Source organism: Mesorhizobium sp. L103C131B0 (genome assembly GCF_000502275.1).
Taxonomy (GTDB): Bacteria; Pseudomonadota; Alphaproteobacteria; order Rhizobiales; family Rhizobiaceae; genus Mesorhizobium.
On the sequence record NZ_AYXC01000014.1, the window covers coordinates 75177 to 91730 of the forward strand.

Sequence of the window (16554 nt, forward strand, 5' to 3'; positions counted from 1 at the left end):
CAAGAAAAATGTGTGTTCCCAGGAAAGCGCTTAGCGCTTTCTTTCGGAATTGCGTCAGAACAAGAGATAGAGTGTTTCGCCGTTTCCCTAAACGATGAAACGCTCTAGCGGCTTGGGCGCGTTATCAACAACCTGTGCATAGAGATAAGCATTTACAGATCAGGCGAGGCGTCTACTATCTGAAGCGGGGGATGATTCAGAGAGAATTACCGAACGCTTATACCTTTTTGTCGATATTTTCGCTGTTGGGACTTGTTTTTGTGTTTTGGCCATCCATGCGCGTTATATTCGATATAGATGGTGAGCTCTCAGGTGGCAAATTTGGCTCTTATAGCTGAGGTGGTCACCGAGCGTGGGCGTGGTTGGAGGCAGGATGGTATTTTCGGCAAGTAATTTTCTTTTCTTCTTCCTGCCTATCGCACTTGCCATAGCTCTTTTTGCCAAGCCCTCTGCCTTTCGGCCAAGCCTGCTCGTTCTGAGCCTGGCATTCTACTACTGGTCGTCAGGGTCCTATGTAATCATACTCATCGCGGATGTAGTCATCGCCTATTTCGGCGCGCTGGCTGTCGACCTTTGCAAAAGCGCGAGATTGAGAAATGCAGTTGTCGGGGCGGCAATCGTGCTGCTGGTCGGCATTCTCGTGTTCTTCAAATATCTCGATTTCATAGCGGTGAACCTTGACCTCACTTCAGGCAGCAATCTGTCGGCGACATTCGCCGGCATAATCCTCCCGATCGGCATATCCTTTTTTACCTTTCAGGCATTGTCTTACCTGATCGACGTCTACCGTCGTGAAATTCCTGCAGAGCGCAATGTCGTGCTCTTCAGTACGTACTTCACATTTTTTCCGCACCTGATTGCCGGCCCGATTGTGCGGTTCCGGGACGTCGTGGATGATTTTCGAGCGCCGAGAATATCTCTCGAGAACTTCTCCACTGGGGCCACCCGCTTCGCTCACGGCCTCATGAAAAAGGTGATCATAGCCGATGGTATTGCGCCGATCCCCGATGCCATTTTCGCCGCACCCCACGACACCATAGGTTTTGCCACGGCATGGCTGGCGGCCGCGACCTACGGCATCCAGTTGTATTTCGACTTCTCCGGCTATTCCGACATGGCCATCGGGCTTGCCCGCATGTTCGGCATCCGCTTTGCGGAAAATTTTGAGAGACCCTACGCCAGCCGTTCGATCACCGAATTCTGGCGACGCTGGCACATCTCGCTTTCAAGCTGGTTTCGCGACTATCTCTACATCCCGCTGGGGGGAAGCCGGCATGGCAGGATCGCGACCTATCGAAACCTGTTGATCGTCTTCGCGGTAACCGGCCTCTGGCATGGCGCCTCCTGGACGTTTTTCTGCTGGGGTATGTTCCACGGGCTTTTCATCCTGGTCGAGCGCGTGGCCACCGGCACCTGGCCGAAAGTGCTGGAGAAGGGGTGGCTGCGATATGCCTATTTCCTGCCGGTCGTGACGCTGAGCTGGCCGCTGTTCCGCGCGACGTCGCTTGAACAGGCAATGTCTTTGTGGAAGGCGATGGCTTCGCCCGTCGCCGCTGGTGCATTCAGCCTCGATGCGGCTGCGCCGATAGCCACGACCAGCCTGATCGCCCTTGTGGCCGGTGCGGCAATTTACGTTTTGCCCGGCCGGCTTTCGTTCGGCCAGTTGCTGACAAGCGAGACCAGAGGCGATAAGCTGTATGTCGCCGGCGCCTGCTACACGGTTGTTGCCCTGATGGTATGTCAGGTGTTGGCGCTGAGCGGTGGCTACACTCCGTTCCTGTATTTCCAATTCTGATGAAAACAGCCAGAAAAATATGCAGCGCAATAGTCACCGCAGCCTTCGTGGTCATCATCGCGTCGCCGCTGTTGGTGCTGGCTGTTCGCGGCGCCGTTGAACCTTATGGCCGAATACCGTTCACCGCATTTCCGCCGGTAGAAGCTCTGTCCACCAGTTCGAGCGGTGCGTTCGAACAACTGGCTTCAGCTCTTCTTGAACGCTCGCAACTGAAGAAAACGGCCATTACCGTTCGAAACACCGCCTTGCTGAGAATTGTGCGCCAGTATGACCATAACAATGTAGCCAGCGGAAAGGACGGCTGGCTGTTCTGGAAGGACGACTGGTTCGGGGGGGAATGTCAAAAGCAATATGATGTGGAAATGGCCGTGTCCCGCATTGGCGCCATGCTTGATGTCGCCAAGGCCTCGGGAATTGATATGTATTTTGCAATAGCGCCCGATAAATCCACACTTTATCCGGAATTTCTGGACCCTCATTTCAAAAAGATCTGGGGCTGCAAACAGCAAAGTGCCGAACTTTTGCGATCGGCGATTAGGGTCGAGGCGCCCCAGATCGTCGATCACCTTACCGCGCTGCGGAGCGAAAAGGGCAATCCCGCCGGCAACATTCTGTATGGCAAGGCGGACACCCACTGGACCAACTTTGGTGCGGCCATAGCCTTCCGCCAATTGCTCGCGGCGATGTTTCGGGACACCAGGGCGATGTCGCCACCTGCACTAACCGGAAAATTGGCCCAGCCTCCAGCCGATATGGAAACGACAATGCTGCTGGTTGGCAATGGCTACCCGGAAAGCGAGATCGACATTCCTGCGGAAAAAAAGGCACTGGCTTCAGTCGCAGAATTCGACCAGGCGAAGTCCACCCTCGTTTTGCACGATTCGTTCTACAATAAAGTAATCGGGTTGACGGACCCGTTCCGGCACGGCGCCGAATTGAATTTCGATGCCGATCCCCAAGAGATCACCAAAGCGGTGCAGGCCAGCGACCGCTTGGTGGTAAGCCGCGTCGAGCGAGCGGTCGTCAATTCTGTGTTGAACTTTCCTCTTTCTTGGCCGAACACGCTGGGCAAGGCCCTCGTCGCACGTGATGAACTGGCGGCCAGGGAATGCAGGGATTTTGCACCCGCATCCGGTTCGCCGAGGCTCCAAGCTATGGCTGCGGACGCAAACGGTTATCTCACCACCGCCCCCGATCCCCAAATGGTCGCCACCGTGCCCGTCTCTGGCGGCGTTGGAAAGATCCCCTGCATACGACTGCGGTTGACATTGAAAGTCCCCGATACATTCGAAATCTTTTTTTCACCCCACTCCGGCCAGGACGGAGCTTTTGTGGCTGGTCGCTCGATTCAAGTGCCGCTCGACGTTGGCGACCACACGATTGCGCTGGTTCTTCCCGACTATCTGGCTGGGCGTTCCATTCGTATCGACCCAGGCGATTCCGGCCAGCAAACGACCCTCAGGGATGTAGAGTTTGGCTGGCGCGCCGCTCATGATGAGGCGGCCAAATGAAGCCAGCAAACACTCGTGAAACAGAATAGCGAAAGGGTGACATGGCAACCTTAGCTGTTGGAGAATTCGAAGCGACGGCGAAGCGATTTGCGGAGGCCTATGGGGTAAGCCCAGCGCTTCACTCCGAAGATCTGATGTTGGCGCATTTCCTGAAATTGAACGCCGAAACCGGTCTGCAATTCTACTTCAAGGGCGGCCTGGCTGACGCGGAACAACTGATGCGGACAATCGGGAGCCTCGGCGCCGATTCGAGCAATCCGAGGGTTCTCGAATTCGCCGCCGGCTATGGGCGGGTCACCCGCCATCTACGGAAATTATGCGACCTGACGGTCAGTGATATCCATCCTGAAGCGGTGGAGTTCGTGAGAAAACATTTCGGATGCCCGGCCTTCCTGTCGTCGAAAGATCCTGAGCACCTCGATATCCCCGGACAGTTCGATGTCATCGCCGTAATTTCGCTTTTTTCCCATCTTCCGGATCGCACTTTTGGCAGATGGCTTTCGGCGCTCTACTCGCTGCTGGCGCCAGGCGGTTATCTGATCTTCACGACCATCGGCGAATCCGCCCGCGCCATCAATCCGCATATCCCGACACCTGGCCCTGATGGCATCGCATTCGAGGCTGAATCGGAACAAATTGACCTTGACAAGCAGGATTACGGCAGTTCGACCGTTCATCCGCAATATGTCGGCTTTCAGATCGGCCGGCTGCCGGGATCGCGGTTGATATCCTACGAAGCCGGCGCATGGTGGAAATACCAGGACCAATACATCGTGCAAAAATCCGCCTAGAGGCAACGACGACTGGAAGTTGCTTTTGTCGCTCAATCCAAAAACAAAGACGAAGAGCCATGGCTGAATATCATTTTGTTGAGAACTATGAGCGCCACGTTGCCGATCTTCTGGCGAAATACCCGCTTGACGAGGCGATGAGCCTCGCTGTTGGAGGCAACTACGAAGGCATCGGCAAGATTGCCGCGGATGTTCTGGCCTATGCCGGCATTCGAGATGGAGATGCCGTGTTCGACTTTGGCTGTGGCAGCGGAAGAGTGGCTCACGCCCTGGCCAAGAGGGTTAATATCAGCCGCTATCTGGGAACCGATATCGTCCAATCCATGCTCGACTACGCGAAAACCAAAACACCCAAGCACTTCGAATATAGACTGCACCGGCAATTGAGCTTTCCGTGCGGCGATGGTGAATTTGACGTGGTGTACGCCTTCAGCGTTTTCACGCATCTATTGCAGACAGAATGCTATACGTATCTTTTGGAAGTATCCCGCGCGCTGAAGCCGGGTGGCACGGCGGTCATATCGTTTCTTGAACTGGCTGAGCCCACTCAATGGCCGGTCTTTGAAGGATCGCTGGGGGTGTACTACCTCAACACATTCATCGAGCGTAACCAGTGGGAAGTGTGGGCCGGACACGCCAACCTGTCGATCAAGGAGTTCGTCGATGGCCCGAAAGCGCCATGGGGTGGAGCTTCTCTTGGGCAATCGGTCATGATCATGAAAAAACCTTGACGGGCCGGTCGCGCCCTAACAAGATTTTGTTCTTCAAACCCTTACTACCCGCGGGCCGAGCCCGCGGCTAGGCGACGCGCTTTAAACGCCGGCGCCCGAATGCTGTGCGTCCCTTTTCGAGGCGAATGGATCGCGACGGGAAGGATCGGCGCATCAGACAGAAAGTCGACGATCTTTTTCATCGTCGCCTGGGAGAAGGCGTCGTTCCAGTCGGTCGGCCAATCGAAGCGCGAGCCTTGCAGCCGCTTATCGTATTGATCGACGCGCGAGATGGCGTCCTTGAGCCCGGCGACAACGCCCTCCAGCGTCGGCTCCACAGCGATCAGGTTGGTCGAGATATCCCGCAGGCTCTTAGCCGTCTTGTTCTCGAACGTGTTGGTCACGGTCCACATACCGGCCGAAGCCATTTCCAGCGGCACCAGGCTGGGATGCGGCGTCAGCATCAGCGAGAGGCCGACATCATGGTGCGGTAGCCGTTCGGTATAGGTCTGCAAATCGGTCTTCGGCAGCATCTCCATGACCACATTTTTCGCCAGCCTGATCTTGCTGGCGCCGCCGATCGAGCCCATCCCGTAGCACTTCCACTTGTCTGCGTCGAAACCCGGGGAACGGGCCAGCTCGGCAAGCGCCATTATGCCGAGTTCGAACATATTGCGCGCGGCATGTGCTTCCGGGCGGGCGTAGAAAAGAATCCGCCGCTCGCGATCGCGCATGTCGTCTATCGACGGTTTGAATTTTTGGATGGCGTTGCGGAACACAGCGTGGTTTTCCTTCGCACCCGGTTGCGAGAACACGCCGATCTTGTTCAGCTTGAAAAAGTCGCGCAGCAAGGGTGTCGAGAAAAGCTGGAACTGCGGGAAGCGGTAGGATTGCTGGAACAGTGCGGCAATCGTGTTCATGGGTAGGAAATAGGGTTCATATTCCTGGACCATGAACATGAAACGGTCCTGTCCCAGTTTCCGGCTGGCGTGGTGCGCGACATGGGCCGCCCAGCCATTGGTGGCAATGAAGCGATCATTGGGATTAACGAACAATTCGTCATCGCGATCATACCGATGTTCGATTTCGATCTCGTCAAACAATTGTTCGACGCCGGGATAACCTTTGATGCGCTCGCGAGCGAGCGCCATGTCCAGTTCCGTATGTTCCAACGTCACGATCCGGACGAGAAAACCTTCCCGACGCAGGCGCAGCGCCAGGCTGAACATGCCGATATAGCCTCCGAAAATATATTTGAAATCGATCGTTGCCAGGAGGATGTTGACGCGCTTTGGCTCGCGCTTCGACACCCGCAGCGTCAACGGCTGGATATTGTGAATAATCCAGCTGGCATTTGTATCCGCGACGCTCGGTATCCCTCCGGAGGCCGCAGCTTTTGGCAGAGCGTCGGATCCCGTGGCGATCTTGCGGACATACTGCAAATATTTGGCTTTCTTCAACCGATAGGCAAGATTTCTTGCCCTGACACCTAAGGCCGCGTTCATCATCTGTCCTTCGACGTTCAATGTCGAACGGCGCCGTAGCGCGGCTGAAAACCTCAGAAGGATCACTTCGGCCAAGCTGGTGGTCAGGCGCGACATGCGGTTGACTATCTTGCCCAGCCTTCCCGGCATCCCGGGGTTTCGCAACCGAAGCGTCTCGGCGAATATGGCCTTTTCCAGCGTCCCCACAAAATCTCTGCGTGCCTGGTGCAGCAAAGCTCGACCTGCCTCAACCAAGGCACGCTTGTTTCCGACGCCTTTCAGGAGAAACCCTATTGAATGGGAAACGCCGGCGTAGGGCACGACGACTTGCCCCACCACGTTGGCTCCATGCTGATGATAATCGTACAGAGGCTCGTGGGTGTAGGAAATCCCGCCCGCAACCTGGGCAGTAAGTGCAATCCACTGATCGTGGTAGGCATCCACCAGCCTTTGCGGAAACGGCAGTATCCGGTCGAGAATGTCGCTGCGAAATAGGCTGGCGGCGCCACTCACGCTATTGCCGAGGAATAGCGAAAGAAAATCCGTATATTCGTTTTTGCGATGGCTCCAATACGTGTCGGAGACGACCTCATCGGCGGCCACGATACGACAGTCGCTGAATGCGAGTTTCTTGTTCTCCGGCAAAGCCTGGACGAGCTTGGTTAGTTTGTCCGCACGCCAACGATCATCCTGATCTGCCAGCGCGACGAACTCTGCACCGACCGGTACCAGCGAAAGGCACTCTTCGAAATTCTTGTAGAAACCCTTCCGTTCCCTGTTTCTAACGTAAATAAATCGTTTATCATTCTCTACCAAATCAAGAATATCGCGACGGGAAGAGGAATTTGAGCTGTCATCAGTGATGATGCAGATCCAGTTCTTGTGGTCTTGACCGATGATTGACGCGATCTGTTGCTCCAGAAGTTCCTGTGGCGGATTGTATGCCGCCATGCAGATGGCAATCTTGGGACCAGTGGCCGGCCATTTCACCTTCACCGGTCGCCGGTTGGTCCCAGGTTGGAGCCTGAAGGCGGCAAGAGACTGCTCGATCATGTCTCCGGATTTAAGCTCGGCAAGAAGTCGCAGTTCGCGGGTCTCCGGTTCCGCAATCTCCTCGATCGGCAATATGGTGGTGAATTCGGAGAACAGGCTGCCGCCAGTTGAATCCTGCGCGGGATAGAAGCAGTGCACGACATCGGGCCGAGCCCAGGAATGGTTCTTGATTTCATGCTGCCTGGTTCCGTCCAGGACATAGAGCCGTCTGATCGCGTTGCCGGGACAGAAAGCCCAGCCCTGCAGGTACAGCGCAAGCCCCTTGCCGACGTGAAATGAGCGGCTCGAAGGAACGTCGAGTGCGCACATAAGCTTGGGAAGCTGGCTTGCTTTCTCTTTTGTGAGCGTTTCGTCAATCAGCGCTTTGGAAGATGGTGCATTGACCTTCTCGACGGCGGGATTTTTGCGGAAGTCAAAAAACTGCTGGATACCGAATTGTCCAACCGTCGCGAACAGAGCGCCAATGTTGGGTTTATTCCACCGGTGACTCGGCCTGTTCGACAATACATCTCGTGTATTCACCAAGATTTCACCCATCTGTATGCTGATATTATTTCTTAACTTAGCCCCGTGACATGCTTTTTGCAAAAAATAGCGCATCACTTCCCACTCTGCCAAGTAGGTTAGCCGTCAGAGCTTCATTCCACAATATGCATTCAAAGATTATCGGCATGTTTTGTTTCCTACTTTTAGTAGAACCGCGATATCATCTTAGAAATATAAGAATCTTACAGATATCGTGTCATGCTTATAGAAAAATCATATTTTACGATTGCAGGGCGAGATGTCGAATCTGCTCATTGATTCCAATTCATCACGAAATTTCGCCTGCTAACCTAAAAATATCGTTTTTTGCGGAAGTAGCCGTGCGGAGCAGCTAAGTGCCACGGCACCTTGCTTTGCCGGTCGGCCGGCCCGAATGCCAGGAACAGTTCGTGGCTCTCGCACTGTCTAAACTCGCGGAAACAGTTAGCTTCCGGGCTTTTGACATCAGCCTGTGGAGCGATGAAAGGAGTGAATCGACAATCTTAAGAGAGATGATAGGTTAATCAAGAAATGCCCGCAATATGCCAAAGAAAATATCGTTTTTTCTGGGTGAGATATGAATCTTCGCTCGAAATCACTTTCAATACAAGCGTTAAGAGGGATCGCTGCAACTTTAGTTGTTTTTTTGCATATTTGTACGGTCTCATCATTTGGCAAGAACCAATGGGGAGCTACGGCCTACAACTTTTTCTTGCATTTCGGAGCGTTCGGGGTCGACATTTTTTTCGTCGTCAGTGGCGTAATCATCGCAGGTCTCCTGCAGCAGGAGAACGCGGGTCACCCTTTTTATTCCCTGCAATTCCTTATGCGGCGCTTTGTCAGGATCTATCCGATCTATTGGCTTTCCCTCGGCGCGACAATCGTCGTGCTGCTCAGCAGCGGGGGTCTCTATCCCGTCGATTTTTCACAATTGACGCCGAAAACCCTCGGCTTGGTGACGACGAATTTTCTGCATCCGGTCAGTTGGACGCTTTGCTTCGAAATTCAATTTTACCTTGTCGCGGGTTTGGCCATGCTGTTCGGTCGAAGGTCGGGAGCGGTGATCGCTGTCTGGGGCGTAGCCCATATTGTGGCTGTGACTGCAGCAGAGCGCGGCTGGGGTCATGGATTGTATTTTGCCGCCCCTATCACAGTGGAGTTCCTGCCGGGATTGCTGATCGGTTATGTCGCGAGCCGCCGATCGCTGCCATTTCCGAGAGTCTGCATAGTTCTGGGCTGTGTCATTGTGGCTGTAGCCGGTTATTACGCTGGGCCGATGCTCGGGACCACGACCGGCCTGCTTCGCCTCGCCATCTATGGAACGGCTGCGTCGCTGATCGTATGGGGCGCGCTGTCATTGGAGGGCGCCGGCTCGCGCCCAGCCAAGTGGGTCACATTTCTGGGCGATATTTCATACTCGACCTATATGTGGCATTGGCCGACCATGATCGCAGTGTCGCTGTTGTTCGGTGCCTGGTTGAGCCATTCAGCGGGTGTCCTCTCCTACATCGTTACCACAGGCGTTTGTGTCCTGATGGTAAGCTGGGCAAGCTATCGATGGATCGAGCGCCCGTCCACGCGGTGGGCAGGCGGGCTGTTCAAAAGGCCGCCGCGATCCGGGCAGATGGCGGCAAGCTCTCCAGTCGCCGCAGTGCCGCTGCCTGCGCTGTCGGAACGGTTGGCGATTCGCCAAACCTGAGACTTGGTTTGGCCAGGCATGCGGCCCCTGCCGGCAAATGGCAGCAATCCGTGGCCAGCCGCGATTCGTTCATCCCTTGGCATTAATCTCTGGCGAGCCGATCTTCGGCCGCAACGGCCTTTGAAATGGCTGCTGGCGTCACCGCGATTTCATCACTGGCATCGTGCCAATGAGCGCGAAGCCTGGGACAAGAATTTCGCCGGGCAGCTGCCCTTTGCTCGACATGCTGGGAGGCACATTGTTCATGCCCGACAGGATGCCGCAGAATACGGCACCGATGACCCGGTTCCCTCGCTCTATCATCGGCAGCTTGCCTATCCCTTTGTCGGCGATCAACTCTTTGTCGGCAACACCGAACAGACCGCCCCGTCGGCAAGGCTGGCACAGGCCTCGCCGACGTCTGCCGGCAAGTCCGAGTGATCTTTTTGCTGGGCAGGCCCGGTCCCGGCCGTCTCAGACGGCGTAGCCGCCATAACCATGTGCGACCGGCTTGACCGAGACGGCCGGCTGGACCGCGGGCCAGAGGATGCCTGCCGTGACTGCAAAGGTGATCAGGGCATCGCGTGCGGCCTCGGTCGAGATTTCGCCGGCGCGCGCCGCCTCGCAAGCCCTCACGGCCGCGCCATAGCTCAGGCGCCGGCGTGACGGCGGAAATTCGGTCAGGAAATCATGCATCTCGAACAGCGAGGCGAGCATGCGTTTGTGGCCGGCGCCAACGCTAACGGCAACCGGGGTGAAGAACATCGCGTCGTGCATTCTGGCCTCTCTGGATGGGCGGAAGGCGGCGGTCGCCGCTCTCCGATCGCGGGTTGGACGCCAGAAAACGCGGCTGGCGGCCCGCGNTGGATGGGCGGAAGGCGGCGGTCGCCGCTCTCCGATCGCGGGTTGGACGCCAGAAAACGCGGCTGGCGGCCCGCGGTTCCCTGAGAGATGCCATGACAGGCCGATTTGCTTCTTGAGGTCGCTCCCCGGCCGGCATCCGCGGTTGCGGCGGCTTCTATTTCCACATGTCGCGCATGCGGGCGCCGAGGTCGACGCGGACTTCAGGTCTGTGGCGCGGATCGTCCTTTGCGTGGACGCTCGCCCAAGAGGTCTGCTCGAAGGCGCCGAGGATCGAGGCCGGGATGAAACGGGTTCGCGAGGCATAGACGTGGCGGTCGCCGCGCGCTGCCTGGCCGTGAGTGAAGAAGCGCTGCGGCGTCACCAGATGCAGGCCGTCCTTGGCCCGCGTCATCGCGACGTAAAGCAGCCGGCGCTCCTCCTCGATGTCTTCCTTGGTGCCGACGCCGAGATCGGCCGGGATGCAGCCATCGACGGTGTTGAGCACGAAGACGTTCTTCCATTCCTGGCCCTTGGCCGAATGGATGGTCGACAGGATCAGATAGTCCTCGTCGCGGTGCGGCGGCCCGGCCTGGTCGCTGGTCGCATCCGGTGGATCCAGCGTAAGCTCGGTCAGGAAGCGCTCGCGCGAAGCATAGCCGGAACCGATCTGCTCGAGCTGCATGAGGTCGGCCCGCCGCGTCGTCGCATCCTCGTGGATGCGCTCAAGATGCGGCTCGTACCACAGCCTGACCTGTTCGAGATCGGCCGGCCATTTCCCCGACCGGGCGCGCAGGCCGGAATAAAGCGCAACGAAGGCTGGCCAGTCCTCAGCCGCGCGTTGCGGCGGCCGGTAGCGGGCCAGCCCCATTTCCTCGTCGAGCGATGTCGCCATGGTCTCGACGATGGTGCTCGCCGCCGAAGGGCCGATGCCGGGCAGGAGCTGCAGCACGCGGAAGCCGGCGACGCGGTCGCGCGGGTTCTCGGCAAAACGCAGCACCGAAAGCACATCCTTGACATGGGCGGCGTCGAGGAATTTCAGCCCGCCGAACTTGACGAAGGGGATGTTGCGGCGCGTCAATTCGATCTCCAGCGGGCCGCTGTGGTGCGAGGCGCGAAACAGCACCGCCTGCGATTTCAGCACCGTGCCGGCCTCGCGCTCGGCAAGGATGGCCTGGCAGACATAGTTCGCCTGCTCCGCCTCGTCGCGCACGCTGACCAGTTTCGGCCTTTGCGAGGATTTGCGCTCCGACCAGAGCTTCTTGGTGAAGCGCTCCGATGCCTCCGAGATGACTGCATTGGCTGCCGCCAAAATGGTCTCGGTCGAGCGGTAGTTGCGCTCCAGCATGATGACATCGGCGGCTCGCGCGAATTGTTGCGGGAAATCGAGGATGTTGCGCACTTCCGCGGCGCGAAACGAATAGATCGACTGCGCGTCGTCGCCCACCACCGTCAGTCCGGCGCCGTCCGGCTTCAGCGCCGAAAGGATCGAGGCCTGCAGCCGGTTGGTGTCCTGGTATTCGTCGACCAGCACATAGTCGAAACGCGAGCCGAGATGCGCCGCGATCTCCGGCTCGGCGGCCATCTGCGCCCAGTAGAGCAGGAGGTCGTCGTAATCGAGCACGTTCTGCGCCTGCTTGGCTTCGACATATCGGGCGAACAGCGCCTTCAGTTGTTCGGTCCAGCCGGCACACCAGGGAAAGGCCGAACCCAGCACCTCGCCGAGCGGCGCTTGCGCGTTTACTGCGCGCGAATAAATCGCCAGGCAGGTGCCCTTGGTCGGAAACCGGCTTTCGGTCTTCGAGAATCCAAGCTCATGCCGGGCAAGATTCATCAGGTCGGCGGAATCCTCGCGGTCATGGATGGTAAAGGCGGGGTCGAGGCCGATCGTCAGCGCATAGTCACGCAGCAGCCTGGCGCCGATGCCGTGAAACGTGCCGGCCCAGGCCAGCGCATCGGCGATGACGGACGCGTCTCGGCCCAGCACCTCGCCGGCGATGCGTTCGACCCGCCTAGCCATTTCGGTGGCGGCGCGGCGCGAGAATGTCATAAGCAGAATGCGTCTGGGATCAGCCCCCTTGACGATCAGATGCGCAACCCTGTGGGCGAGCGTGTTGGTCTTGCCGGAGCCGGCGCCGGCGATCACCAGCAGCGGCCCGGCGATCTGGCCGTCGCCATGTTCGACGGCGAGCCGCTGCTCGGCGTTGAGCTTCGCCAGATAGGCGGGCTGCAAGGACGAATCATTGATGGCGATGGTCATCGCCTATCAAGCATCGTTTCCGCTTTGTTCGCAACGGGCGGAAGTCGCCCTTACCGCCGTGGCGCGACACCCGTTGCCGCCGACTGGCGCCGCAAGGCGGCGCGTTCGTCGCCAGGCACCGGCAACGGATCGAAATTGTCGGGCACGTCCTTGATGATCTCCTTGGCGATGCGATAGGTCGCGTAAGCGAAAAGGCCGGTAATGAGCAGACGGATCATGGCGCGATCTCCTTTGGGCAACCAACCTCAGAGCCGCCGTTTGGTTCCAGCCGACGCGGCGTCGTTTGCGAGCGTGCAACCAAAGCCGAACCACCTCGTTGCCTTACGAAGGAGAGGGCAGACCTAGGAGGTCGCCATGAAGAGGCTTCTGATTCTGCTAGCCGCCAGCTTGGCGCTCGCCGCCTGCGACGGCGACATCCAGCCAACCAAAGCCCCGGTGCTCGATCAAACTCCGCAGACGGATTCGGCGCCAAAGCCGGCGGCCAGCGGCGATCAGCCGGCGCAATGATCGTTTTCCGGCGGGAGACGAGAAATGGCTTTCAGGAGAAGAAGGCCGGCGCCGCTTGGGAGGTGAGCTGATAGCGCCGGCCAGGCGGATATCAGGTCCGCCGCAACAACCGAAGATAGCTGAGTCTCTCGCCTGCGTCATGAGGTGGCAGTTTTCGTGCCGGTTCTGCTCGTGCCGTCTGCGCAAAACCAGCTGAAACGGCCGCAAATCCCGCAAGGCCGCGGAAAGAATCCGACCTCAGGCCATCGCCTGCCGCAGCACCGGGCCGCCGGCAATCCCGGCGTCCAACTGGCACTGCGTCAGCGCCGCCTCGGCCATTATCCACTGCTTGAACAGTTCCACCTTGCGCGTGTAGGGCGCGGTGACCGGGCAGACGAAATACCAGCCGGCGGTGTTGGGGTGATGCACGGCAAACGGCGCCACCAGCCTATCTGCGCGGATCTCGCTCGCCATATAGGCGCGGTTGGCGACTGCAAAGCCCATGCCGGCATTGGCCGCCTCATAGGACATCATGCAGGAATCGAAATAGATGCTCTTGGTCTCGCCGAGCACGGAACTCGCGCCGGCAAAACCCAGCCACGACTGCCAGTTCTGCGTGCAGGTGTCGGAATGCAGCAGCGTGAAATGCCTGAGGTCGTCGGGCGTCACCTTTGACGGCGGCCTGTCGCCGAGAACCTCGTGGAACAGCTTCCTGCTGCACACCGGCGTCAAATCCTCCTTGAACAGCAGGTCTGCCTTGAGGTCGGGAAAGCTGCCGTCGCCATAGCGGATCTCGAGGTCGAACTCGGAGGTGGCGAACTCATTGGTGGCGTAGGAGGTCGAGACCCGCATTTCGATTTCGGGATATTGCCGCTGGAACAGCGGCAGGCGGGCAAACAGCCAGCGCGCCGCGAACGTCGGCAGCACCGAAATCTTCAGCACATGTGCCTGCGACTGTCCGGTCGCCTCCATGCTGGCCGCCACGATGCGCTCCAGCGCCTCGCGAACGCGCGACACATAGGTCTCGCCCTCGGGCGTCAGCGACACCGCATTGCCGCCGCGCTGGAAGATCTTGAAGCGCAGCTGTTCCTCGAGGCTTTTGACGCGCTGGCTGACGGCGGAAGCAGTAATAAACTGCTCTTCGCCCGCGCGCGTGAAGTTACGGTGCCGGGCGGCACTTTCGACAATCTTCAGCGAATTGAGGTTGACCTGACTGAGCAGACGCACGCGTTTCGACCTTAAGCTGGGCTTACACTAGCACCAGCATTCCTAATTTTACAGGGGTGGGGAAATTAATCGACAGTTTACCAAGTGATGCCCCCATCCTGGAGAAGTAGAATGAACGCCCATACCATACCTGAACTGCGCTACGCGATGAGCCGAGAAGCCATTATCGGTCATGAGACGGCCTGGAAAGTGTCGGGTTTCGGCGTTGCGCAGTATCTGCATGGCTACGACCCGGCGCTGCTGGCGGCGATCGAAGAGGCGGCGTTGAAGCTCAAGGCCAGCCACGCCGTGCACAAGCACCTCGACCTTACCTTCATCACCGGCGCCGACCGTTTTATCCCGGAGATCAAGGAGTTGCTGCATGACAAGCTGCGCCTGGAACGTCTGTCCGACATGATGGGCACCAAGCTCGAGCCCTATCCGCTGTCGATCGTCGGCTCGACCGTCACTTTCATGAATCCCAAGGACGGCGCCGTCGATTGGCATTGCGACGGTGTCCCGGTCACCGAACTCATTCCGCTGTCGATCAGCAATCCGCTGGTCGGCGGCCATCTCGAAATCTACTGCGACGATTCCGAGACCGGCCGCGCCATCCTTGAATCCGGCCGCGAGATTCCGCGCAACCAGGTCATGCGCATCGACCACAAGATGAACTACGCCACGCTCGGCCAGTTTCTCGGTGTGCTGCACCGCACCGCGCCGATACAGCTCGGCTCGCGCGTCACGCTGGTCCTCAACCAGCGCTCTGTGGCCAAGCCCTACGTCGACGACAATCGCATGTTCTATCTCGCAGCCGACAATGATCAAGATCGCGAATGGGTCAACGAGCTCGCCGAAGACGTCTGGACGAACCAGCTGCCGGCCTATCGCCGCTTCGAGGAAGAACGTCCGGTTGCGGCGGCGGCCGATGCGCCGGTCCCGGGCGGGTCAAGGGATTCATGGTAGCCAGAGCATAGAAGTGGACGCCGGTTTGGTCGTCGGTAACATCATGGTCGGCGATAAGGACAAGGCACCGTCGCGCCGATTCCGGGATGGATCCGGCTCGCCATCGGCCCTGGTCTTCGCCGCCGGCGCGGTCGCCCTGTGGTCGACCAACGCGCTGGTCGGCAAATCCCTGCTGGCCAGCCATCCAGTGTCGCTCGTGCAGTTGCTGCAATTTTGTGGAGCGGCTCTGGTGTTCGCCGTCATCCATCTGGCGAGCCGGAAGGGGGACACGCAAGACGCAGCCTTTTCCAAGGGTGCTGACGGCACCCTGGCGCCGGTCGCGGTCGGCTTTATTGGCCTGGTCGGCACCATGGTGCTGCAATACATCGCCTTTGCCTCCATGCCGGTGATCGAGGCCAATCTCGTCGCCTACACCTGGCCGCTGATGGTCGCGGCGGCGGTCATCGTGCTGGGCAAGCGGCAACGCCCCGTGCTGCTGGGGTTGACTGCCGTGCTCGGCTTTGTCGGCGTGGCGCTGGTGATCTCGGGTGGTCGCGGCCAGCCTTTTCTCCAAGGCAGCATCGTCGGCTATCTCGCTGCCTTCGGCTCGGCGCTGTGCATGGCCTTCTATTCGATTGCGGTCGCCCGCCTGGCCACACCGTCGGAGCGTTTGCTTTTGCCTTCGGCGTTGGTCGGCGTCGGCCTGACCTTGCTGTGGTGTATTCACGACGGCGCTGCCTGGCCATCCAGCGAGCACCTCCTGCTTGGCCTCTATCTCGGTGCCGGCCCGATGGGGCTGGGATATTATTTCTGGTCGCGCGCCTTGAAGCTTGAAGGCGGCGGCAAGGTTGCGGTCATCGCCTATCTGACGCCGATCGCATCGACGCTGCTGCTGACACTTTCGGGCGAAAGGCTGACGCTGACCGCGATAGCCGGTGCGGTCCTCGTCATCGGCAGCTGTATTGCGGTGGGCATAGAACGCTCGGAGGCTGAACATGCTTGACGACGATGAACGCCTCGCCAGACAGGAAGCATTCTGGCTGCTCAAGGAGTTCGGCGCCGAGGCGCCGCTCTACGCCGCCATGAAGGCCGAAAAGGCGATAGAGCAAAAAGATTTCGGCCGGTGCGCCCGCTGGAAGCGCATTCTGGACATACTGGCCGACTCTAAACCTGCGGCGTCCGTGCAGTTGAAATCTGCTGGCGCGAAGTCGGCCGTTTCCAAGTATTAGATTTTCTAATTTGCAACGTTGCAACCTGTTGTGGAAACATC

General features: G+C 58.5%; 15 protein-coding genes. 10 read left to right on the forward strand and 5 right to left on the reverse strand.

The window, feature by feature from the left end; translation table 11 throughout:
* The first annotated feature begins 373 nt into the window (after positions 1–373).
* The 4 genes from X730_RS143940 to X730_RS143925 are packed head-to-tail and all read left to right on the forward strand — an operon-like array spanning position 374 to position 4828.
* Positions 374–1795 (forward strand): MBOAT family protein, encoded by a 1422-nt coding sequence (locus X730_RS143940; protein ID WP_023826939.1) that lies wholly within the window; start codon positions 374–376, stop codon positions 1793–1795.
* The gene (locus X730_RS143935) at positions 1795–3306 is read left to right on the forward strand and encodes a hypothetical protein (RefSeq protein WP_023826940.1); all 1512 of its coding nucleotides are present in this window, start codon (positions 1795–1797) and stop codon (positions 3304–3306) included. Before X730_RS143940 ends, X730_RS143935 begins: the two co-directional genes overlap by 1 nt.
* Before the next feature lie 41 nt (positions 3307–3347).
* The gene (locus X730_RS143930) at positions 3348–4097 is read left to right on the forward strand and encodes a class I SAM-dependent methyltransferase (protein WP_031203073.1); all 750 of its coding nucleotides are present in this window, start codon (positions 3348–3350) and stop codon (positions 4095–4097) included.
* A gap of 59 nt (positions 4098–4156) precedes the next feature.
* Positions 4157–4828 (forward strand): class I SAM-dependent methyltransferase, encoded by a 672-nt coding sequence (locus X730_RS143925; RefSeq protein WP_023754709.1) that lies wholly within the window; start codon positions 4157–4159, stop codon positions 4826–4828.
* Positions 4829–4872: 44 nt separating this feature from the next.
* Here the strand turns inward: X730_RS143925 and X730_RS143920 are convergent, their stop codons facing one another.
* Positions 4873–7962 (reverse strand): glycosyltransferase, encoded by a 3090-nt coding sequence (locus X730_RS143920; RefSeq protein ID WP_155922482.1) that lies wholly within the window; start codon positions 7960–7962, stop codon positions 4873–4875.
* Between the two features lie 484 nt (positions 7963–8446).
* Here X730_RS143920 and X730_RS143915 point away from each other — a divergent pair, with 484 nt between their 5' ends.
* Positions 8447–9568 carry an acyltransferase gene (locus X730_RS143915; protein WP_081731615.1) on the forward strand — a complete coding sequence of 374 codons (1122 nt, stop codon included), beginning with the start codon at positions 8447–8449 and terminating at the stop codon, positions 9566–9568.
* An 18-nt stretch (positions 9569–9586) separates the two neighbouring features.
* Positions 9587–9988, forward strand: a complete 402-nt coding sequence (locus tag X730_RS1000000168210; RefSeq protein WP_196813848.1) for a hypothetical protein — start codon at positions 9587–9589, stop codon at positions 9986–9988.
* Positions 9989–10021: 33 nt separating this feature from the next.
* Here X730_RS1000000168210 and X730_RS143905 read toward each other — a convergent pair whose 3' ends face one another.
* The 3 genes from X730_RS143905 to X730_RS1000000168215 form a co-directional block, all read right to left on the reverse strand.
* A complete protein-coding gene (locus X730_RS143905) occupies positions 10022–10324 on the reverse strand; it encodes a DUF982 domain-containing protein (RefSeq protein WP_023670262.1) in 303 nt (100 codons plus the stop codon).
* 241 nt (positions 10325–10565) lie between these two features.
* Positions 10566–12647, reverse strand: coding sequence for an ATP-dependent helicase (locus X730_RS143900; protein WP_023826942.1), 2082 nt, complete (start codon positions 12645–12647; stop codon positions 10566–10568).
* Positions 12648–12697: 50 nt separating this feature from the next.
* Positions 12698–12865, reverse strand: a complete 168-nt coding sequence (locus X730_RS1000000168215) for a hypothetical protein (protein ID WP_023684745.1) — start codon at positions 12863–12865, stop codon at positions 12698–12700.
* A gap of 136 nt (positions 12866–13001) precedes the next feature.
* Between X730_RS1000000168215 and X730_RS1000000168220 the strand changes: the two genes are divergently transcribed.
* Complete coding sequence (locus X730_RS1000000168220; RefSeq protein WP_023693936.1) at positions 13002–13154, forward strand: hypothetical protein; 153 nt, start codon at positions 13002–13004, stop codon at positions 13152–13154.
* A gap of 237 nt (positions 13155–13391) precedes the next feature.
* On the opposite strand, the gene X730_RS143895 is transcribed toward X730_RS1000000168220, so the two are convergent.
* Positions 13392–14360 (reverse strand): LysR substrate-binding domain-containing protein, encoded by a 969-nt coding sequence (locus X730_RS143895; RefSeq protein ID WP_023733891.1) that lies wholly within the window; start codon positions 14358–14360, stop codon positions 13392–13394.
* A gap of 111 nt (positions 14361–14471) precedes the next feature.
* Between X730_RS143895 and X730_RS1000000168225 the strand changes: the two genes are divergently transcribed.
* The 3 genes from X730_RS1000000168225 to X730_RS143880 are packed head-to-tail and all read left to right on the forward strand — an operon-like array spanning position 14472 to position 16513.
* Entirely contained in the window at positions 14472–15305 is an 834-nt protein-coding gene (locus X730_RS1000000168225) for a hypothetical protein (RefSeq protein ID WP_023826943.1), read from the forward strand.
* Between the two features lie 13 nt (positions 15306–15318).
* Positions 15319–16287, forward strand: a complete 969-nt coding sequence (locus X730_RS143885; protein ID WP_245261396.1) for a DMT family transporter — start codon at positions 15319–15321, stop codon at positions 16285–16287.
* Positions 16280–16513: a hypothetical protein gene (locus X730_RS143880; protein WP_023684750.1), complete on the forward strand. Its 234-nt coding sequence runs from the start codon at positions 16280–16282 to the stop codon at positions 16511–16513. Before X730_RS143885 ends, X730_RS143880 begins: the two co-directional genes overlap by 8 nt.
* Positions 16514–16554: the final 41 nt, after the last annotated feature.

Coding starts and splice junctions, on each gene's coding strand:
- X730_RS143940 (WP_023826939.1), top strand. CDS start 374: ATGGTATTTTCGGCAAGTAATTTTCTTTTCTTCTTCCTGCCTATCGCA.
- X730_RS143935 (WP_023826940.1), top strand. CDS start 1,795: ATGAAAACAGCCAGAAAAATATGCAGCGCAATAGTCACCGCAGCCTTC.
- X730_RS143930 (WP_031203073.1), top strand. CDS start 3,348: ATGGCAACCTTAGCTGTTGGAGAATTCGAAGCGACGGCGAAGCGATTT.
- X730_RS143925 (WP_023754709.1), top strand. CDS start 4,157: ATGGCTGAATATCATTTTGTTGAGAACTATGAGCGCCACGTTGCCGAT.
- X730_RS143915 (WP_081731615.1), top strand. CDS start 8,447: ATGAATCTTCGCTCGAAATCACTTTCAATACAAGCGTTAAGAGGGATC.
- X730_RS1000000168210 (WP_196813848.1), top strand. CDS start 9,587: ATGCGGCCCCTGCCGGCAAATGGCAGCAATCCGTGGCCAGCCGCGATT.
- X730_RS143905 (WP_023670262.1), bottom strand. CDS start 10,324: ATGCACGACGCGATGTTCTTCACCCCGGTTGCCGTTAGCGTTGGCGCC.
- X730_RS143900 (WP_023826942.1), bottom strand. CDS start 12,647: ATGACCATCGCCATCAATGATTCGTCCTTGCAGCCCGCCTATCTGGCG.
- X730_RS1000000168215 (WP_023684745.1), bottom strand. CDS start 12,865: ATGATCCGTCTGCTCATTACCGGCCTTTTCGCTTACGCGACCTATCGC.
- X730_RS1000000168220 (WP_023693936.1), top strand. CDS start 13,002: ATGAAGAGGCTTCTGATTCTGCTAGCCGCCAGCTTGGCGCTCGCCGCC.
- X730_RS1000000168225 (WP_023826943.1), top strand. CDS start 14,472: ATGAACGCCCATACCATACCTGAACTGCGCTACGCGATGAGCCGAGAA.
- X730_RS143880 (WP_023684750.1), top strand. CDS start 16,280: ATGCTTGACGACGATGAACGCCTCGCCAGACAGGAAGCATTCTGGCTG.